At 46.2% G+C, this 20,565-nt stretch carries 20 protein-coding genes and 1 rRNA gene; 1 reads left to right on the top strand and 20 read right to left on the bottom strand.

The features are described 5' to 3' along the window. Positions 1 to 3: 3 nt before the first annotated feature. The 11 genes from rpmG to BLW49_RS26140 form a co-directional block, all read right to left on the bottom strand. Positions 4 to 153 carry a 50S ribosomal protein L33 gene (gene rpmG / locus BLW49_RS26190; RefSeq protein ID WP_072735843.1) on the bottom strand — a complete coding sequence of 50 codons (150 nt, stop codon included), beginning with the start codon at positions 151 to 153 and terminating at the stop codon, positions 4 to 6. Between the two features lie 351 nt (positions 154 to 504). Beyond that, positions 505 to 1,149 carry an RNA polymerase sporulation sigma factor SigH gene (gene sigH / locus BLW49_RS26185; protein WP_076315691.1) on the bottom strand — a complete coding sequence of 215 codons (645 nt, stop codon included), beginning with the start codon at positions 1,147 to 1,149 and terminating at the stop codon, positions 505 to 507. A 171-nt stretch (positions 1,150 to 1,320) separates the two neighbouring features. Next, positions 1,321 to 1,845, bottom strand: coding sequence for an NYN domain-containing protein (locus tag BLW49_RS26180; protein ID WP_076315690.1), 525 nt, complete (start codon positions 1,843 to 1,845; stop codon positions 1,321 to 1,323). A 12-nt stretch (positions 1,846 to 1,857) separates the two neighbouring features. Continuing rightward, positions 1,858 to 2,598 (bottom strand): 23S rRNA (guanosine(2251)-2'-O)-methyltransferase RlmB, encoded by a 741-nt coding sequence (gene rlmB, locus BLW49_RS26175; RefSeq protein ID WP_076315689.1) that lies wholly within the window; start codon positions 2,596 to 2,598, stop codon positions 1,858 to 1,860. Positions 2,599 to 2,635: 37 nt separating this feature from the next. Then, the gene (locus tag BLW49_RS26170) at positions 2,636 to 3,091 is read right to left on the bottom strand and encodes a Mini-ribonuclease 3 (RefSeq protein WP_076315688.1); all 456 of its coding nucleotides are present in this window, start codon (positions 3,089 to 3,091) and stop codon (positions 2,636 to 2,638) included. Then, on the bottom strand, positions 3,088 to 4,485 hold the full coding sequence (cysS, locus tag BLW49_RS26165; RefSeq protein WP_076315687.1) for a cysteine--tRNA ligase: 1,398 nt from the start codon (positions 4,483 to 4,485) through the stop codon (positions 3,088 to 3,090). The genes BLW49_RS26170 and cysS overlap by 4 nt, the downstream gene beginning before the upstream one ends. Before the next feature lie 47 nt (positions 4,486 to 4,532). Beyond that, positions 4,533 to 5,213: a serine O-acetyltransferase gene (cysE, locus tag BLW49_RS26160; RefSeq protein WP_076315686.1), complete on the bottom strand. Its 681-nt coding sequence runs from the start codon at positions 5,211 to 5,213 to the stop codon at positions 4,533 to 4,535. 528 nt (positions 5,214 to 5,741) lie between these two features. Further along, entirely contained in the window at positions 5,742 to 7,196 is a 1,455-nt protein-coding gene (gltX, locus tag BLW49_RS26155; RefSeq protein ID WP_090727883.1) for a glutamate--tRNA ligase, read from the bottom strand. Between the two features lie 23 nt (positions 7,197 to 7,219). Next, entirely contained in the window at positions 7,220 to 7,708 is a 489-nt protein-coding gene (gene ispF, locus BLW49_RS26150) for a 2-C-methyl-D-erythritol 2,4-cyclodiphosphate synthase (protein WP_047914111.1), read from the bottom strand. A 4-nt stretch (positions 7,709 to 7,712) separates the two neighbouring features. Beyond that, positions 7,713 to 8,399, bottom strand: coding sequence for a 2-C-methyl-D-erythritol 4-phosphate cytidylyltransferase (gene ispD, locus BLW49_RS26145; RefSeq protein WP_090727881.1), 687 nt, complete (start codon positions 8,397 to 8,399; stop codon positions 7,713 to 7,715). Positions 8,400 to 8,481: 82 nt separating this feature from the next. Further along, positions 8,482 to 9,570, bottom strand: coding sequence for a PIN/TRAM domain-containing protein (locus BLW49_RS26140; protein ID WP_090727880.1), 1,089 nt, complete (start codon positions 9,568 to 9,570; stop codon positions 8,482 to 8,484). Positions 9,571 to 9,817: 247 nt separating this feature from the next. Here BLW49_RS26140 and BLW49_RS26135 point away from each other — a divergent pair, with 247 nt between their 5' ends. Continuing rightward, entirely contained in the window at positions 9,818 to 10,213 is a 396-nt protein-coding gene (locus BLW49_RS26135; protein ID WP_076315682.1) for a nucleoside triphosphate pyrophosphohydrolase family protein, read from the top strand. Positions 10,214 to 10,394: 181 nt separating this feature from the next. Here the strand turns inward: BLW49_RS26135 and pssA are convergent, their stop codons facing one another. The 9 genes from pssA to rrf form a co-directional block, all read right to left on the bottom strand. After that, positions 10,395 to 11,123: a CDP-diacylglycerol--serine O-phosphatidyltransferase gene (gene pssA / locus BLW49_RS26130; protein WP_076315681.1), complete on the bottom strand. Its 729-nt coding sequence runs from the start codon at positions 11,121 to 11,123 to the stop codon at positions 10,395 to 10,397. 54 nt (positions 11,124 to 11,177) lie between these two features. Continuing rightward, entirely contained in the window at positions 11,178 to 12,254 is a 1,077-nt protein-coding gene (disA, locus tag BLW49_RS26125) for a DNA integrity scanning diadenylate cyclase DisA (RefSeq protein ID WP_076315680.1), read from the bottom strand. Positions 12,255 to 12,267: 13 nt separating this feature from the next. Further along, positions 12,268 to 13,635, bottom strand: coding sequence for a DNA repair protein RadA (gene radA, locus BLW49_RS26120; protein WP_090727878.1), 1,368 nt, complete (start codon positions 13,633 to 13,635; stop codon positions 12,268 to 12,270). Positions 13,636 to 13,905: 270 nt separating this feature from the next. Continuing rightward, positions 13,906 to 16,356 carry an ATP-dependent protease ATP-binding subunit ClpC gene (gene clpC / locus BLW49_RS26115; RefSeq protein WP_076315678.1) on the bottom strand — a complete coding sequence of 817 codons (2,451 nt, stop codon included), beginning with the start codon at positions 16,354 to 16,356 and terminating at the stop codon, positions 13,906 to 13,908. A gap of 213 nt (positions 16,357 to 16,569) precedes the next feature. After that, a complete protein-coding gene (locus tag BLW49_RS26110) occupies positions 16,570 to 17,631 on the bottom strand; it encodes a protein-arginine kinase McsB (protein WP_076315677.1) in 1,062 nt (353 codons plus the stop codon). A gap of 31 nt (positions 17,632 to 17,662) precedes the next feature. Beyond that, a complete protein-coding gene (locus tag BLW49_RS26105; RefSeq protein ID WP_076315676.1) occupies positions 17,663 to 18,184 on the bottom strand; it encodes a protein-arginine kinase activator protein McsA in 522 nt (173 codons plus the stop codon). Positions 18,185 to 18,234: 50 nt separating this feature from the next. Beyond that, positions 18,235 to 18,696, bottom strand: a complete 462-nt coding sequence (locus tag BLW49_RS26100; protein ID WP_076315675.1) for a CtsR family transcriptional regulator — start codon at positions 18,694 to 18,696, stop codon at positions 18,235 to 18,237. Between the two features lie 399 nt (positions 18,697 to 19,095). Beyond that, positions 19,096 to 20,262: a GNAT family N-acetyltransferase gene (gene eis, locus BLW49_RS26095; protein ID WP_090727876.1), complete on the bottom strand. Its 1,167-nt coding sequence runs from the start codon at positions 20,260 to 20,262 to the stop codon at positions 19,096 to 19,098. Between the two features lie 199 nt (positions 20,263 to 20,461). Next, positions 20,462 to 20,565: ribosomal RNA gene (gene rrf / locus BLW49_RS26090) — 5S ribosomal RNA — on the bottom strand; the annotation flags it as partial.

Genomic DNA, 20,565 nt, shown 5'->3' with positions numbered 1-20,565 from the left:
TAACTATCTGGTTTCGCGATGAGAAGTCTGCTCGTTACAAAACTTGCAAAATTTCTTCATCTCCATGCGGTCAGGGTGATTACGCTTGTTTTTTGTCGTTGTGTAATTTCTTTGTTTGCAATTCGTACAAGCCAAAGTAATAATTACCCGCATGATGTGCACCTCCCGAAGACATCCGAAGCATTATCAGAAGTCTCTAAATTGATCCTAAAAAAAAGCGCGAATTTAGGCCTACCTAAAACACTTTATCACAAGGGTATATTCATGTCAATGCAAGAATAAGCCTTATTCACTGGCTAAAATAACCTGTAGTCGGCGAACTTTCAGGTCTCATTTTGTTCTCAGAAAGCGTCTCTCTCCTATGCAACCGATAAATTGGACGAACACGAATGATAGAAACGCCAATATTAAACAGTATTAAACATTCCTTTGTTTTTAAACGTCCTGTCTTTGCTGCAAGCAAAAAAAGACTCTTATTCGAGTCTTTCTTCAAGTTGTATTATTCTAATTATCTCGTACTTCAAGATATTTCTCAAGTTTGCGCTTAACTCTCTGCAGTGCATTGTCGATGGACTTCACATGACGATCCAGATCAACCGCTATTTCTTGATAGGATCTGCCGTCTAAATATAGCATCAATACTTTGCGTTCCAGATCACTTAAAATCTCGGACATCTTGTCTTCCAAGCCGACAAACTCTTCCTGATTAATTATAAGCTCTTCAGGGTCACTCACCTGGGATCCACAAATGACATCCAGCAGCGTACGGTCTGACTCTTCATCATAGATCGGCTTGTCCAAAGAAACATACGAATTCAGCGGAATATGCTTCTGACGAGTTGCAGTCTTGATGGCTGTAATAATCTGCCTGGTTATACATAACTCTGCAAATGCCTTGAATGAAGCCAGCTTGTCCCCTCTGAAATCACGTATCGCCTTGTAAAGCCCGATCATTCCTTCTTGAATGATATCTTCCCTATCGGCACCGATTAAAAAGTAAGATCTTGCTTTGGCGCGTACAAAATTGCGATACTTGTTGATCAAGTATTCCAGCGCATCACTATCGTTGTTATGAACCGCTTGGACAATATCCTCATCGCTTAGGTAATCAAACTCGGACAACATGATATCTTTGAGGTCAACACTCACTAACAATCCCTCCGGCTGCAACGCAAGGAACCCCGTCACCTATCAAAATAATAGCATCAGTATAAATGATCGAACCTTCCATCGTCAACCACACACCGCCTAAAAAAGAAAAGAATGATATAAATGTCAAGAGATACATAATACCAATTATTTACACTCTGAGGGTATTTGTCAATCTCTTCTCCACTGCTCGAACAATTTTCGCATTTCCGGTGTGAGCTTTGAATCTATTGTATTTTTTGTCGATTTTTTTTGAAAATCTTCTTTGATACGTTTACCCACTTCCTTCTCATTCTGTTCCAGCTCAATCAGAAGTTCGCGTGCAGACAGGCGGAGTGCACCTTGTCCAAAAATGACATGCTGCTCCACCATATCGCTCGTTGCCACATAGATCTGACGTCTGCGGGAGCTGAGCTCGCCAACAAGACGCTCGATGCACTCGTCTGCCGTTTCTTTTTCTTTGGTGAAATAGACCTGAACTTTGTTCTCCGTAAAGGATTTGCCCAGGCCGGGAACTCGGTACGCATCAAATACGACGATGACTCTTCGGCCTGAGAAGCCCTGGTATTCAGCAAGCTTCGCCAGAAGCTTGTCCCGAGCTCCATCCAGGTCCGTCTGAGCTAGCGTATATAGCTCCTTCCACCCTCCGATCATGTTGTAGCCGTCCACGAGAAGCACATCACGGAGATCCTTCATGACCCGCCAGCCCTAGGCCTTTCGGGATCGGAGCACTTCGTACATGACGACACCGGCTGCAACCGAGGCGTTCAATGAATTGATCTGTCCTGCCATTGGAAGCTTGAGAAGAATGTCGCATTTTTCTCGAACCAGGCGGCCCATGCCCTTGCCTTCGTTTCCAATCACTATCGCAACAGGCCCTGTAAACACTCCATTGCCGAAGACAGATTCCGTAGCTCTTACATCAGTGCCTACAACCCAGACTCCCGCTTCCTTCAGCTCCTCAATCGTTTGCGCCAAATTGCTTACTCTTGCCACAGGTACATATTCAGCAGCTCCAGCAGAGGTCTTGGATACTGTTGCTGTCACTTGCGCCGACCTTCTCTTTGGCACGATGACACCATGCGCACCTGTGCAATCCGCTGTCCGCAAAATAGAGCCGAGGTTGTGGGGATCTTCAATCTCATCCAGCAGTACTAGAAACGGAGGTTCTCCTTTCTCCTGTGCAGAAGCAAGGATATCCTCAACTTCAGCGTATTGGTAAGGTGCAGCCTGAGCGACCACTCCTTGATGCTGGATGCCGGGAACCATCTGATCCAGTTTACGCTTATCCACTTGCTGTATGATGACGCCCGCTTTTTTGGCTTCTGCAATAATTGGCATCGTCAAGTGCTTCTGGGCTTGGTCGGCAATCCACACTTTGTTTAACGTTCTTCCGGAACGCAGCGCCTCGATAACCGAGTGCTTGCCGGCAATCCATTCTTCTTCCATATTTCCTTTATCCTCCTGGCTGACGCCTTCAATTCGATTAGTTGTTGTTCTCCTGCTGCATTTGTGTAATTCCCAGATCTATCAGTTCGCGCAGCCGCGCTTCCTTTTTGCTTAAGTACAAATATCCGACAAGACATTCAAACGCTGTCGCATGGCGGTATTGCTGTACATCCGCATTTTTCGGCACGCTCGACTTGGCATTCCGGCCTTGTCTAACAACGTCCTGTTCCTTGTCATCCAGCATCGACTCGATTAGGGACAATATTCGACTTTGTCCTTTAGCTGACACGAAACTGGTCGCCTTTTGATGAAGGTGATGCGGACGCAGGTTGGGCTTCGACAGCAAATATTGCCTTACCGCTACCTCGTATACCGCATCTCCGATATAGGCCAGCGCAATGGGCGGAATCAGCTCCGGCTTGCGTGAAGGAGAGTAAGGAAATAACCAATCCCGCTCTCCTTGTTCATTAAGATGAGTATCTAGTTCACTCATTTGCGCCGCCATCTTATGCCTTGAGCTGTATCTTCGATAACAATGCCCATAGCCGTCAATTCATCACGAATTTCATCTGCGCGCGCCCAATTCTTCGTTTTACGTGCCTCGTTACGCTCTGCAATCAGTTTCTCTACATCCTCATGCAGACCATCTTCATCCGATGTATATATACGGAGCACTCCGTTCATCTCATCAAATGCTGTCAGTACCGCCTCAAGCTCAGAACGGTTAGCCACTTCAGCCTGAAGAAGGCTGTTGACCTCATTTACCCATTCAAACACAGCCGTAATAGCATCTGGTGTATTAAAATCATCCTGCATTTTCTCATGGAAGCTGGCCAGAATTTCGGAAAGCTTCGATTTCAGCTCCTCGGATACAGGCTGGTCCAGAGTGACCGTTCCAAGACGGTGCTTCACATTATTTACCGCAATCGCAATCCGATCCACACTGTTCTCGGCCTGCTGCATAATATCTTCACTGAAATTGAGTGGATTCCGATAATGTGTCGACAGCATAAAGTATCGAATGGCTTCACGGCGATAGAGATTACGCAGATCTTTTACCAAAATACCGTTACCCAACGATTTCGACATTTTCTCGTTATCGATTCGAATGAAGCCGTTATGCATCCAATAATTGGCCAGCGGCTTGCCTGTTAGTGCTTCAGATTGGGCCACTTCACACTCATGATGCGGGAACTGCAGATCTTGGCCGCCTCCATGAATATCCAGAGTGTCACCGAGCAGCTTGCGCGCCATGGCCGAGCACTCGATATGCCAGCCGGGACGTCCCGGACCCCAAGGGCTTTCCCAATAAATTTCACCGGGCTTTGCTGCTTTCCATAGAACAAAATCCTGCGGATTTTCTTTGCGTTCATCAACACCGATTCGGATGCCGAACTGAAGCTCATCGAGATTTTGCTTAGAGAGCTTGCCATACTCTGGGAATTTGTGTGTGCGATAATACACATCCCCGCCATTCTCATAAGCAATTCCTTCCTTGAACAGCTGATCAATAAAATCAATGATCAAATCCATATTCTCGGTAACTCTCGGATTATGGGTTGCTCTTGGAATGCCCAGTCCATCTAGGTCTTCGTAGTACGCTTTAATAAAACGATCGGCAACCTGCGGCACTGTGAGTCCTGTCTGCTCTGCTTTTCTTATCAATTTATCGTCTACATCCGTGAAGTTAACGACATAATTCACATCATTACCCACCGTCTCTAAGTAGCTGCGAACTACGTCGAAAAATATCATCGGCCGTGCATTTCCGATATGGATATAGTCGTATACTGTCGGTCCGCACACGTACATTTTCACTTTTCCCGGCTCCTGTGGAGTAAATACATCCTTGCTCCTTGTGAGCGTATTATAAATATGAAGCGCCATAATTCACGTTCCTTTCAATACATTTCAATCATTATATTGTACCACGTTTACGATTTGTTACCACGTATGACCGCTTCTTTACGGCCCTCTTCATTCGCAGCGGATCTAAGCTGATCCAGCTCCGCTCGCAAAGTGATCAACTCTTGCTGCAGCTCACGCATGGAATCAACAACCGGATCGGGCAGCTGCTGGCTTAGTCGATCCACTCTCCGGCCATCCTGCTTAACGACCCGGCCTGGAATACCAACGACCGTACTATTTGGCGGAACCTCTCTTAGTACCACGGAATTTGCTCCAATATTGCTGTAATCCCCTACTTTGAAGGATCCCAACACTTTGGAGCCTGAGGATATCACCACATTATTACCAATGGTAGGATGTCTCTTTCCTTTCTCTTTACCCGTTCCGCCTAGGGTCACACCTTGATAAATCACCACATCATCACCAATTTCGCATGTTTCCCCAATGACGACCCCCATACCATGATCAATAAAGAGCCGATTCCCGATGGTTGCCCCCGGGTGAATCTCTATCCCCGTCATAAACCGGCTGAATTGAGAGATAATTCTGGCCACAGTGTACCATCCCCATCGGTAAAAATGATGCGCCAAGCGATGGGCCCAGATGGCATGTAAGCCGGAGTAAGTAAAGATCACTTCAAACCGACTTCTAGCAGCCGGGTCGTTATCAAAGACGGCCTGAATATCAGATTTCAATTTCTTAAACATATCTGTTCCCCTCTTCGCATCATTTGCCCGTTCGTCTTCCTTAAGCTTGATTCTGCTTAGTAGCTTATGGAATCAAAAAACGCCTCTGCAGCCAGATTCGGCTGCAGAGGCGTCTAAAAAAATCGCGGTTCCACTCTGCTTAGGATTCGCATAACGCACGCATCCTATCTCGGACGTCCGTAACGAGGACGAGACGTCGCTACCTACCCGAAGTAGCTTTCCAGCAAAGCGGAAAGGTCCAGGTTCGGAGGCGCAGCTCCCAGGCGCATTTCGATCAGCAGAGCGTGAGATAACTTCCAGCCTTGAAGACTTGTTAAGGTCTTACCCGGTTATCTTCTCTGGTCCACGTTCATGACTGTGTACTTCTCCTGTTCACAGCTGTTCAGTATATTCATTCTTCCCCATAGGGGTACGCTTAATCACATTAGGACAAACAGAGCCTGCTTATCTTGATGTACTGCTTTTTATATATCTTAGCGAAAAGAACTTCGGCTGACAAGGATTATCCTTACTAGCCTCAGTACAAATTTAAAATTGGGCTTTCAATCGGCTTAACACCTTATCGCGGCCCAACAGATAAATGGTTGCATTCAAGTCCCGGCCATGGGTTTGGCCCGTCAATGCCACACGAATCGGCATGAACAGCTGTTTGCCCTTATAGCCTGTTTCTTTCTGCACTTCTTTGATCAAAGCCTGCATATGGGAAGCCGTAAAGTCAGCGGAAGCCTCTACTTTCTCAGCGAAAGCCTTGAGGACCGTTGGAACCTGCTCTTCCTTCAGCACCGATTCAGCTTCACCTTCAAATTGCACTTCATCCTTGAAGAACAAGGAAGCGAGCTCCACAATATCGGATGCTGCAACCATCTGCTCCTGATACAGCGCCACCAGCTCTTCTGCCCATGCCTGCTTGTCTGCATCAAGCTCATCTGGAAGCAGTCCCGCTTGCTGCAAGTGCGGAATCGCAAGATCCGCGATTCGCTTCGGCTCCGCATTCTTGATATAAGCGTTATTAAGGTGAGCCAGCTTATTCGTGTCAAATACCGCAGGGGACTTCGACAGCCGTGACGGATCAAAGATCTTAATCAGCTCATCCTTGCTGAAAATCTCCTCTTCCCCTTCCGGAGACCAGCCGAGTAGAGATATATAATTAAACAAGGCTTCCGGCAAATAGCCCAGCTTGTCATACTGCTCAATAAATTGAATGATTGACTCATCGCGCTTGCTGAGCTTCTTATGATTCTCATTAACAATAAGCGTCATATGACCGAATACCGGCGGTTCCCAGTCAAAGGCTTCATAGATCATTAGCTGACGAGGTGTATTGGAAATATGATCCTCTCCACGCAGAACATGGGTGATCTTCATCAAATGATCATCAAGAGCAACAGCAAAATTGTAAGTAGGAATGCCGTCTTTTTTGACAATAACGAAGTCTCCGGTTTCTTTGGAATTGAAGGAGATCGTCCCTTTAACCATATCATTAAAGGTGTACACTTTCTCTTCCGGCACACGGAAACGGACACTTGGCACGCGGCCTTCGGCTTCATACGCCTTGCGTTCCTCTTCCGTCAGGTCACGGTGCTTGCCGGAATAACGAGGTGTTTCCCCGCGCGACATCTGCTCCTCTCGCTCCGCTTCAAGCTCTTCCTCTGTACAGTAACAGAAATAAGCGAGGCCGCGGTCAATCAAATCCTGCCAGTATTTCTTATAGATATCGAGACGCTCTGTTTGACGATAAGGGCCATATTCACCCCCAACATCAATACTCTCATCCCATTCCATGCCGAGCCATTTCAAATACGTCAGCTGGCTCTCTTCTCCGCCTTCAATGTTCCGCTTCGTATCCGTATCTTCAATGCGGATAATAAATTTCCCGCCTTGATTTCTCGCATATAAATAGTTGAATAATGCCGTTCTTGCATTTCCGATATGCAAATGTCCTGTCGGACTCGGCGCATAACGCACGCGAACCTCCGTGCTCATAATATCCCCTCCGATTCATTATTTCAAGATGATAGCACAGGTTGGATCAGGCATACAACCGATTGCGCAGCAATGCCCTCACCCCGTCCCGCAAAGCCAAGCTGCTCTGTAGTCGTCGCTTTTACATTAACTTGAGAGAGCTCTGCACCAAGCGCCTTAGCAATGATCTCTGCCATTTGCGGAATATAGGGCGCCATCTTTGGCTTTTGAGCAATAATCGTCGAATCCACGTTGCCCAGCTGATAGCCCCGCTCTACAGCAAGCTCCCATACTCGCTCCAGCAGCTTAAGACTATCCGCGTCTTTAAATACCGGATCCGTATCCGGAAAGTGCTTGCCGATATCCCCAAGACCCAGTGCACCAAGTATGGCATCACTTATCGCATGCAGAAGCACGTCCGCATCGGAGTGCCCCAGCAGTCCTTTTTCATAGGGAATCGTGACTCCCCCAATGATACAGGGTCTGCCCTCCACTAATTGATGAACGTCAAATCCTTGTCCTACACGGATCATAAGTCTACTCTCCCCTTTTTTGCATAAATACAGCATAATCCAGATCGTCCGGCGTCGTGATTTTAATATTCGTATACCGGCCTTCTATGACCTTTACCTGCTTCCCAAGCCGTTCAATCAGCATCGCGTCATCTGTGCCGAGAAACGCCTCCTGCTTCGCCCGCTCATGAGCCTCAAGCAGTGCAGACAGACGAAAAGCCTGTGGTGTTTGGATACTCCACAGACTTCGCCGATCCGGCGTGGACATGATAATGCCCTCTTCATTTACTTGTTTGATCGTATCCTTTACAGGTACTGCAAGCACAGCAGCCCCATGCTCCATCGCAGCTTCCATACAGTTCTCGATAAGCTCCGGCGTCACAAAAGGCCTGACTCCATCATGTACAAGAACATAATCAGAAGTAAGCTGCTTCAAGCCTGCATACACAGAATCCTGCCTTTCAGAGCCTCCTGCAGTTACCCGAACCTGAGCTTCAAGGCCATATCTATGAATCCACTCTTCACAGCGTTTAACGTCTGCAGCACCGGTAACGACAATCATCTCTTTGATTCGTGACACACGGCTGAACACCTCAAGCGTATGTATAAAGATGGGCTTGTCCTGCAGCAGCAGAAACTGCTTGCTCTCCGCGTAACCCATACGCGTACCCTTGCCTGCTGCCACAATGACGGCTCCCCATGAATTGTTCATTCTCTTAAACCCCTGCCTTGTTCATCTGCTTAAGCATTCAGCGCATTCAGCGATTGGAACACTCAATCTCCATCATACCGCTTTATTGAGCTTTTTCCAACAGTTTCGGCTTGGCAAAAATCATTCGTCCTGCAGAGGTTTGGAGAACGCTTGTCACAAGCACCTCCATCATCGTACCGATATATTCTCTTCCGCCCTCGACTACAATCATGGTGCCGTCATCCAGGTAGGCTACGCCTTGACCATGCTCCTTGCCGTCCTTGATGATCTGGACCATAATTTCCTCACCTGGCAATACAACCGGCTTGACTGCATTAGCCAAATCATTAATGTTCAGTACCGATACGCCTTGAAGCTCACATACTTTGTTCAGATTAAAGTCATTGGTTACAACCTTGCCCTGAAGTACCTTGGCGAGCTTAACCAGCTTGCTGTCCACCTCAGATATTTCTTCAAAATCGCCTTCATAGATCAGTACTTTAATCTCCAATTCCTTTTGAATCTTGTTAAGGATATCAAGCCCGCGGCGTCCGCGGTTTCGCTTGAGCAGATCTGAGGAATCTGCAATATGCTGGAGCTCCTCCAGTACGAATTCAGGGATGACGATGGTCCCTTCGATGAACCCTGTCTTGCAGATGTCCGCAATCCGGCCATCAATAATGACGCTCGTATCTAGTATCTTATGCTCTTCAATCCGTCTGTCTTCACTTATCGCACCGTTATTCCAACGTCCTGAAGTCCAGAACGTTCCTAGGTCCTCTTTCTTCGCAAGACCCACTCGAAGTCCCATGTAACTGAAGACAAGCATCATAGCCACTTGAAGCAGCTCTCCTGGCTTACCAAGCCAATTGAATGACGGATAAAGAAGTATAGCGAACAATAATCCAATTCCCAGCCCCAAAGCCCCCGCTGCCAATTCACTCATAGGAACACGAGCGAGCTTCGTTACTCCTTCTTCTACCCTTAAATTCACCACAGAACCCAGTGAACTGCATAGTAAAGTAAATACGGCAACCCCTGTCAGCATCCATAACGCAAGTGCTGTTGTCGTCCCCAGCCTGTCTGCCAGTTCACTTAACCAAGGGACCGTTACTCCTACTGAATGATATAACGCATAACCAGACCATGCTCCCATGAGTCCGGTCAATGTTAAAATGACTTTTTTCCACATGTCCCTTCACCTCCTTTGACCTTTTCCTTATCCAGTATGAACCAATTCAGAAGGTCCTAATCCTGTAGGGCAGGATATTTAAGGAAAAATATCTCAACAATCTCCTCTCCATTCACATGAAGGTGATTAAAGCACATTTGATGCTGCGTCCCGGGATAAGTATCTAACTGTAAATCATGGTTGAAAATGGTTTGTAGGGTGGCATATAATAAATTCAACTGAAAACACACCGAGGTGAATATAAGGAATGAGCACTTCCAGCCTGCAAACCTTTCAAGACCAAGTATCCGAATTGTTGCTCCGTCACCGTAGTCTGATTGATGTGTTGTCAAAGTTAGGACAAGCCGATGCTTCTGTTAATCGTGCAGTTTCCAAAGCCATTACGGAATGCGGATGTATTGAACTTCATGCTTCCAAGCAGTCATACACACCTAACGGGAACTTGGAGGACGCTAGATCTTCTGTAGAGACGCATGTACATGGAGATCTGTGCGATCATTGTAAAGAGATTGTCAGCTCAGAGCTTGGACGCAATCTGTTCTATATGTCGGCGCTTTGCAATCTGCTCAATATTCAGCTCGAGGACGTCCTTGAGAATGAAGCCAACAAGTGTTCCACACTAGGCATATTCAACCTATCGTAACGAAATTCAAATGTAAGTAAATACTTAATAAGCTCTGCCAATATACACAGCCTTCTACACCCTATTGATCCTCGCTGCTATGAATGAAACAGTACACAAAAAAAAGCATTTATTCTCGTCGTGTTATACGAAAGAATAAATGCTTTTTTTATTTGAATGAGCATCTCGGCTCGATATTTCCCTAATAACGATGTGATGTTTCGTCTTCCTGGCTCTTGTTCCGATTGCGTCTGCGATGAATGTAGCGTTGTACACTATGGTACATGCCGTATACGGCATACAACACCAAAGGAATAAATACAAACATGGATAATTGCTCAGAGAACAAAAATGCAAGTGCAATCGAAAACAAAACGACTAATGGAGCGATCCATACTGCTTTTTTGGGAATGCCTACTTTTTTGAAATTCGGATATTTCAGCGAACTGATCATGAGATAGGATAACAGCAGTGTAGCCACCATCATAAAGGGTGCAGAAATATCTTTGTTAAATAAGGACAGCAGTGCAAGTACACCACCTGCCGCCGGTATAGGCAGTCCTGTGAAATAACCGGGAATCCCGGGTTTAACATTAAATCGGGCTAACCTCAGTGCACCGCATATCGGAAATATGCTGGTTACGATCCAGGCAATACTTACTGGCGCTTCCTGAAACGAAACGGTGTACATCAGATAAGCCGGGGCGGCACCAAATGATACAATGTCAGATAGTGAATCCAGTTCTTTACCAAATTCGCTCTGAGCATTCAGCGCCCTTGCAATCCGGCCATCCAAGCCATCCAGAAGCATAGCAATAACCACCATAAAAGCGGCTAGCGTATACTGATCTTCTGAGGCCAGCAAAATGGCAATCATTCCGAGTGATAAATTACCCAAGGTAAATAAATTCGGAATTGATTTCGTTATCATCACGTCACCTCGTATGTGCGGCAATAAAAATAATCATATGTCATTCTGAGTTATTTAGATCTGTCTGTCAATGAACATTTGCTCCTGCAGGCGCTTCAATCCATCCTTAATCGTACGCGCACGTACTTCTCCGATACCGTCAACTTCGTCCAATTCTTCAATGGTTGCCATAATGACGTGCGGCAAATGTTCAAACTGCTCCACCAAATTATGAATGATTACATTCGGCAGACGTGGGATCTTACTGAGAACACGGTACCCTCTTGGAGCCACTGATTCTTCAGAAGTCGCAGCGGATGCGGGATATCCGAGCAAACGAGCAATATGGTGGGTGTCCAGCAGTTCATCATCTGTTGAACGTTTGAGCCCATTCACGATCTCTTTGATCTTCTCATCGCTGTCATCCTTGGCATAATCCTTATACAGAAGCATCGCTTCTTCTTCCGTATTACTGACAAGCTCCTCCATTTGCATGGAGATAAGCCGTCCTTCATTACCCAGCTCATTAATGTAGCGCTTGATCTCCATCTTAATCCGAAGCACCATTTCCACACGCTGAATGACATTCACAACCTCAGGTATGGTCACGAGCTCTTCAAATTCAGACGCGCTGAGATTGGTCAAGGATTGGTTGAGCACGGCCCTGTATTTCTCAAGCGTTTGGATCGCCTGATTTGCTTTGGTCAGAATTACGCCGATTTCCTTCAATGCATACCGCAGTGTACCTTGGTAGAGCGTAATTATATTACGTCTTTGCGATATCGATACAACGAGCTTGCCTGTCTGCTTCGCAACTCTTTCGGCAGTTCTGTGGCGAATTCCTGTTTCTGATGACGAAATAGAGGAATCAGGAATCAACTGCGTATTTGCATACAAAATCCGTTTTAAATCCTCACTTAAGATAATGGCTCCATCCATCTTTGCCAGCTCATATAGATAGTTTGGAGAAAAATCACAATTGATTGAAAAACCGCCATCCACAACCTCCATTACCTCAGGACTGTAGCCTACGACGATCAGCGCGCCCGTTTTTGCACGCAACACGTTCTCGAGTCCCTCTCTAAATGGCGTTCCGGGCGAAACCAATCTTAAGAGATTATTCATTTTATCCAATTGGCTCGATTCTTTCATCTTTCAATGCCCCCTAATCTAAAGCAACCGCTAGTGCATCTCCGACGGTGTTTACACCGATAAGTTCTATTCCCTTCGGGTGCTTCCAGCCTTTTAGGCTCTTCTCTGGCATAATCACCCGTTTGAATCCAAGCTTCTGCGCTTCTTTGGCTCTCTGCTCCGCACGAGACACAGCCCGAACCTCACCCGTAAGGCCTACCTCTCCAAATACAACATCATATGGTTTGGTCGGCATATCCCGGAAGCTGGATGCAACACTGACAGCAACCGCCAAATCAATAGCGGGCTCATCCAGCTTCACCCCTCCGGCGACGTTTATATAAGCATCCTGGTTCTGTAAGAACATACCCTGGCGCTTTTCCAATACGGCGATGATGAGGGCCATACGATTGTAATCTACACCGGTAGCCATGCGTCTTGGAGAAGGGAACTGGGTTGCGGATACCAGCGCCTGAAGCTCAACAAGCATTGGACGGGTCCCTTCCATGCTGGCAGCAACAGTGGAGCCTGCTACCCCAAGCGGTCGTTCAGACAAGAACATCTCGGATGGATTGGCAACCTCGGTTAACCCGATTTCACCCATCTCAAAAATCCCCATTTCATTGGTTGAGCCAAAACGGTTCTTCACCGCACGAAGCAGCCGGTACGTATGATGTCTCTCGCCTTCAAAATAAAGCACGCAATCCACCATATGCTCAAGCATTCGCGGTCCTGCAATAGCACCTTCCTTAGTAACATGCCCTACAAGCACGGTCGCAATGCCCTGTCCTTTAGCGATTCGCATAAATCTTGAAGTACATTCTCTAACTTGTGCCACACTGCCCGGCGCACTCGTAATTTCCGGTAAATATACCGTTTGAATGGAGTCAATAACTAGAAAATGCGGCTCCACCTGTTTGACGGCTTCCTCAATCCGTTCCATGTTGGTTTCGCTGAGCACATACAGCTCAGGAGACAAGGCTTCCAGCCGATCTGCACGCAGCTTCGTCTGTCTTACCGATTCCTCACCGGAAATATACAGTACTCGCAATCCTGCTGTGGTCATGGCATGAGAGGTTTGCAGCAGCAATGTGGATTTACCGATGCCCGGATCTCCACCGACTAGAACAAGTGAGCCCGGAACGACTCCGCCGCCGAGCACTCGATTCAGCTCTTTAATACCCGTCAGGATGCGGGGCTCCTGGTCACTTTCTATGTTTATGATGGGCTGAGGCTTTTCTTTACTATCAAAAAGGGAAGATCCTCTCCCTTGTGTCTTAACAATACTTTCGGTTTCCTCCACCATGGAGTTCCAGGACTGACATCCTGGACATTTACCATACCATTTAGGGGCTTCATAGCCGCATTCGGTACAGTAAAACTTCGTTTTAACTTTAGCCACTTCACTTCTCCTTATTTTTACACTATTCGACTAAAATCGTCTTTAAGTGCAAATGCCGAATTTACTAAAAAAGGATTTAATAAAAGTTTAACATTGAATGCATTTTGACGTAAAGCTTAATTGCCAAACTTTACACAGGATGTATTTTTTCCAAGTCATCACTCTGAAATTGATGTGTATCTATTATGCATTTTTCTTAAAAAAAGGGTTCTTATCGCTCACGCGACAAGAACCCTTTCCAGTATATTCAGTTAGGCTTATCTACAACAATTAAGATGAGCTTGTTGTTGATACATTATCTTTTTTGGTAACAACCAGAGCTCCATCATTCACATCGATTAGAAGAGAATCACCCTTCGTCACGTTACCCGTGAGCAGCTCTTCAGAGAGTCGGTCTTCAATGTGCTTCTGAATTGCTCTACGAAGCGGTCTTGCCCCGTAAGCAGGATCAAAGCCTTCTTTGGCAAGGAATGCCTTCGCTTGATCGGTCAGCTCGAAGTCGACATCATACTCACGCAGACGTTTACGCAGCTCCTCCGCCATCAAGGTAACAATCTCACCGATATGTTTCTCCTCAAGGGAATGGAACACGATGATCTCATCAATCCGGTTAAGGAATTCAGGACGGAAGCTCTTCTTCAGTTCATCCATCACTTTACCCTTCATGTTGTCGTAATTCGCTCCAGCATCTACAACCGCTGTAAAGCCCAGTGTAGAATTACGTTTAATCGCATCTGCACCCACGTTCGACGTCAAGATAATGAGCGTGTTGCGGAAGTCGACTACACGACCCTTCGAATCCGTCAGTCGTCCGTCTTCCAGCACTTGAAGCAGGATATTGAATACTTCCGGATGGGCTTTTTCAATCTCATCCAGGAGAACGACAGAGTACGGCTTGCGGCGTACTTTTTCAGTCAGCTGTCCGCCTTCTTCATAGCCTACATATCCCGGAGGCGCCCCAACCAGTCTGGATGTGGAGTGCTTCTCCATGTATTCCGACATATCAATCCGGATAACGGCATTCTCATCGCCAAACATTGATTCAGCAAGTGCGCGAGCCAGCTCAGTCTTACCTACCCCAGTTGGTCCCAGGAAGATAAAGGAGCCCATTGGACGTTTCGGGTCTTTCAGACCGGCACGTGCCCGGCGGATTGCACGGCTGACTGCTTTGACGGCCTCATCCTGCCCGATAACACGCTCATGCAGAATTCCTTCCATATTCATCAGTCGATCCGTTTCTTCCTGCTTCAGCTTGTTGACAGGCACACCCGTCCAGCTGGCTACGACCTGTGCGATATCCTCAGGAGTAACCTCGGAGTCCGTGCGGCCTTGTTTTTCCTTCCACTGATTCTTCGTTACATCAAGCTCTTCGCGAATCTTCTGCTCTGTATCTCGCAGGGCAGCAGCCTTCTCGAATTCCTGGCTCTGAACAGCTGAATCCTTCTCTTTACGGATATCATCAAGTCTGTTCTCAAGCTGCTTAAGATTAGGCGGTACTGTATAAGAGTTGAGCCTTACTTTGGAGCCCGCTTCGTCAATCAGGTCGATCGCTTTGTCCGGCAGGAACCGGTCTGTGATGTAACGATCAGACAATTTAACTGCCTGTTCAATCGCTTCATCCGTAATTTTCACACGGTGATGAGCTTCATAACGATCTCTCAAGCCGTGCAGGATTTGAATTGCTTCATCCACGGAGGGCTGATCCACATTAATCGGCTGGAAACGACGCTCAAGCGCAGCATCTTTTTCAATATATTTACGATACTCATCCAGCGTAGTCGCACCAATACATTGCAGTTCTCCACGAGCCAAAGCCGGCTTCAGAATGTTAGAGGCGTCAATAGCTCCTTCTGCTCCCCCTGCTCCAATAAGCGTATGCAGCTCATCAATGAAGAGAATAATATTTCCTGCCTGGCGGATCTCATCCATAATCTTCTTCAGTCTGTCTTCAAATTCACCACGGTATTTCGTTCCTGCAACGACTGAGCCCATATCCAGAGTCATTACGCGTTTGTCACGCAGCGTTTCAGGAATTTCATTCGCGATAATCTTCTGAGCTAGGCCTTCAGCGATCGCTGTTTTACCTACCCCTGGCTCACCGATTAATACCGGGTTGTTCTTCGTACGACGGCTGAGCACCTGAATAACACGTTCGATCTCTTTACTCCGGCCGATCACCGGATCAAGGTTGCCTTCCTTCGCAATGGAAGTAAGGTCACGCGCAAGGCTGTCCAGTGTTGGTGTGCTAACGTTAGCCTGGGCTCCATTGTGACTGGACACCGCTTCGCTGCTTCCAAGCAATTGGAGCACTTGCTGACGAGCTTTGTTCAGGCTGATGCCCAGGTTGTTCAGCACTCGTGCTGCTACCCCTTCACCTTCACGGATAAGGCCGAGCAGAATATGTTCGGTTCCAACGTAGGTATGGCCCAGTTTACGTGCTTCATCCATCGAAAGTTCAATGACTTTTTTGGCACGTGGTGTATATGCAATGTTCGTAGGCTGCTCTTGGCCGCGGCCAATAAGCGTTTCTACTTCATCTTGAATTTTCTCAAGTCCTAGACCCAGACCGATCAGAGCTTTGGCAGCAATGCCTTCCCCTTCACGAATCAGGCCGAGCAAAATATGTTCGGTACCGATGTTATTATGACCTAAACGAACCGCTTCTTCTTGAGCTAAAGCCAGCACTTTTTGCGCTCGTTCTGTAAATCTTCCAAACATCATAGTTCTTGCACCTCCACAAGTTTAATTGCCTATATCTCTATCCAGATTGCCTCAAGGACAGCTCTGGCCGACAATCGTCGGTATCATCCCAAGCCGATTGTGATCCTCCTGTTAACTTATACAAGAACAGCAATCAGTCAGGTTATTACTGTTATAATATCCAATAAAATAACGTATGGCTATGACGGTGAATCGAATTACTTTTGCAGGTTGCTAATGCTTCAGAACATCTCGTATCATTTGTGCACGGTAGATGTCTCTCGCATTGGGATCCAAGACTTCTTCACCGAATTTTTTCTGTAAAAATCCAGGCTGAGTCATGACATTCAGTTCATTCATTTGCACAATAGAAGGCTCTTCAATCAAGCCAAGATCAATGCCTAGACGAACATCTGACAAGCGCTGCGCTGCTTCCTTGGAATCCATAATCACCGCATGGGATAGAATCCCGTAAGAGCGCATGACCCGGTCCATAATCCGCTGCTTCGAATCACGCATCAGTCTCTCGCGTGCATTGCGCTCATGGCCAATAATTTGAAGCACGACACTATATAAGTTCTCAATAATTTCGGCTTCAGACTGTCCTAATGTAATTTGATTCGATATTTGAAACAGATTTCCTGTCGCCTCACTGCCTTCTCCGTAAATTCCGCGAACCGCGAGACCTACTTGAGATACAGCAGTAAGCACTCGGCTAATTTGCTTCGTCATGACAAGAGCAGGTAAATGCATCATTACGGAAGCTCGGAGACCTGTACCCACATTGGTAGGACAGCTTGTTAGATAGCCCCTTCGGTCATCAAATGAGTAATCAATATGGGCTTCGAACACATCATCAATTGCTGATGCTCTCTTCCATGCCTCCTGCACCTGGAAACCCGGGAATAAACATTGAATACGCAGGTGATCCTCTTCATTCACCATAATGCTGATGGATTCATCTTCACTGAGTATGACAGCTCCGTTTCTCGATTCGTTCGCAAGATCAGGGCTGATCAAATGTTTTTCCACCAGAACTTCTTTATCGAATTGATCCAGTTCATTCAGATTCAGTACATGGAATTCACCAAACCTATGAACCTCCTCAAATCCAAGAACATCAATAATGTTACGACGTACTTCTCTCGACTGCTCTTCTGTTGCCAGCATTGGAAACGGAAAGCTCTGTATATTACGAGCGACTCTTACCCGGCTACTGATGACAATCTCTGAGTCAGCAGCGGTATTCCGCATCCAATCACTAAGTGGTTTTTCGGTAAACCGGATATCCGACATGGTGCACACCTCCTTACTCTATTACCAAACTTTACTCCTGTGCTATCTCTTTTTCAAGCTCACGAATCTGGTCACGCAATTTAGCGGCCTCTTCGAATTCCTGCAGATTGATCTTCTCCTGCATTTCACGCTTCAATTCATCCACTCTGCGTTTCAAATGAATTTTCTCACCTGCGCGAACCGGGACTTTCCCGATATGTGTAGTGTTGCCATGCACCCGCTTCAGCAGCGGATCCAAGCGGTTTGAGAAATGATTATAGCAGGAACTGCAGCCAAATCGATTCAGCTTACTGAACTGACTAAATGTCATTCCGCATTGCTCACAGCGAAGCGTCTCCGGTGAGGGTGCTCCCGCTGTTTTATATTTACCTGACTCAAAATCCATAAGTCCTGACAAGAGCCCGTGAATAGAAAAGCCATTAGAGATGCCTGAGATATGGTCACCTTTTTCCTTCGCACAGTTCTCACAGATATGGAATTCCGTCTTCTCTCCGTTTACAATCTTCGTAAAATGGAGCGTAGCCGGGCGTTCATTACATTGTTGACACATCATGACCGCTTACCTCCTTTGCCTTACATTCTTGATCATATGAACAATCCTATTCATTTGCCCAAGACCGAGATCAGCATTGCTTTGAGCATTCGAGCGCGAATCTGATCACGATAGGGAAGTTTAATAAGCAGTACTTCTCGCGATATAGCCGCTTTGACCAAAGCAGCCTCTCTACGGTTGAGGAATCCGGCCTCTTCCAGCTGATAGATAAGCCCTTCTGCTGACGTCTGATTAATCTCATCTCCAATATGCTGATGAAAATGCCCATTTAGAGCAAACTGTGCAGGAAGCTCCACACGCTGAATGCGAATATAGCCGCCTCCGCCACGCTTACTTTCCACCAGATAGCCTTTCTCAAGGGTAAACCTTGTGCTGATGACGTAATTAATCTGAGACGGTACACAAGAGAACTTATCAGCGAGATCGTTTCTTTGGATCTCAATCATGCCCTCAGAGCTATCCTGCAAAATATTTTTCAGATATTGCTCGATAATATCAGAAATATTGCGCATTCTACATCCCCCACTATATTAGCCCCTTAAATAACTTAAATTCATTACATTAAATTACAATGCTAATCTGTATCTAAGGGAAAGGCTTCCCAACTGGGGTCACTATCCATCCTTAAAATTACCCATCTTGGACGGATTGCGAATCTCATTCATCTAGAAAACTCCATGAGAAGTCCTGCTACCCCTGATACATTACTCTGTTTGATCTCTGTTGACTTTGACTTTCTTTGACTTTGTATTCATTATACCACATTATGTAGAATTCTCAAGAGGGGTTCCTTTTTCATTTTTCTCATTTTGACCTAAAATATGCGTCTTACGAAAAAAACTCCCCTGCATTGTTCAGGAGAGTTCGATCTTCAAGTGTCATACTTCGGCTAAGAAGCATCAAAGTTAAATTTAGAAGAAGTCCATAAAAAGTGTTCGTCCGGCAGGAATCACTCGATCCAGCTCTGTTGCTCGAAGCGGATTACCTGCTAATCGTTCCATTAAATAAAGTTCACGTGGCCGCTTGTAGCCCATAAATAACGCTGTAATGGATTGAATGTCACCAGATATATCAGCAGTTAACTTATCATCAGAAGAAAGAGGTTCTATATTACCTTGTCCATCCTCGCTTACAGTCAGGTGCCAATATCCCGTATTCCATGATGCGACAGAATCTTCTACTTGGATGACCAGATCCAAGCTGTGATTCACTTCAAACGGATATAGAGCAATAAAAGCACTAAGATCGACAATACGTGCCATAAAATAAGGAACAAGCTCCTGCTTCACTCTCGGCTCAGGTAACAAGAAGGGCAGCTCGTCATCTACAGGTACCATATTCATCTTAAACTGTTCACTAGGATGGTTTGCAAAATAAGTCAGCAGCGCCCGGCGTGCATTCTCATTCAGATAAACAAATTCATCGCATATAAGCTCTTTGTCTTTATTCTCGTAAAGCACATAGCCTTGCGGCTCTCCTTCAGAAGAGTAGTAAACTGCTGTGTGTCCATTTCCGTTCAGCACGGAGCGCTTCCACCATACTTCATCACGGACTAACGTGCCATTATAACGACTAGCGAAGGATTGATATAATCCATCAAGTGTAGCGATATCCGTTACATCACGGACAATTTTCCCTTCGTAATCAACTCTTGGCGGGAGCTGGTGAGCTTGAATGAAATACCTTTTGTACTCAGCAAAGACCTCCCAGCCATATTTACGGTAAAATGGCACCAAGAAAGGGTGTAAGAACGATAAGGTCTGTCCCTGATTCTTCATTTCCTGCAGCGCATGCTTGAGCAACTGAGCAACATGTCCCTTTCTACGATTTTCCGGCCAAGTGGCGACCCCGGCAATGCCTCCCATATCAAAAACTTTGCCATTTATATATACTTGCAAAGGCAATAGAGTCAGCTTCGCTTGCAGTTCAGCTTCATCAAACAAGCCCCAGTACTGCTCGGGAACGAAGTGCTGTCGCCGCTGTTCCTTCTCTTCAGCAGTCAGCTTATATCTAAAAGCATATTCAGATAACTGTGTACTTACATCAAACTCTTCCATATTTAATTGCCGAATCTTCATGGTCCCACCTCACTATATTTATCATTTAGTAGGTTAGCATAATTCAAGTGTATATGTATTTAAAAAAGCGAATTAAAAGGTCTAGTCTAGCAAGAGTGTGTCAGATCTATTGATAAATGTCAATCTCAAGAGTTTTATGTGAGAGGTTTTGCACGTAAAAAAAGACACTATCGAATTTCATCGATAGTGTCTTATGTGTGCTTGGCGACGTCCTACTCTCCCAGGACCCTGCGGTCCAAGTACCATCGGCGCTGGAGGGCTTAACGGTCGTGTTCGGGATGGGTACGTGTGGAACCCCTCCGC

It is taken from the genome of Paenibacillus sp. PDC88, assembly GCF_900106725.1.
GTDB lineage: Bacteria > Bacillota > Bacilli > Paenibacillales > Paenibacillaceae > Paenibacillus > Paenibacillus shunpengii.
Note: the sequence above shows the minus strand (reverse complement) of the source record. Positions and strands in the feature narration are given on the sequence as shown.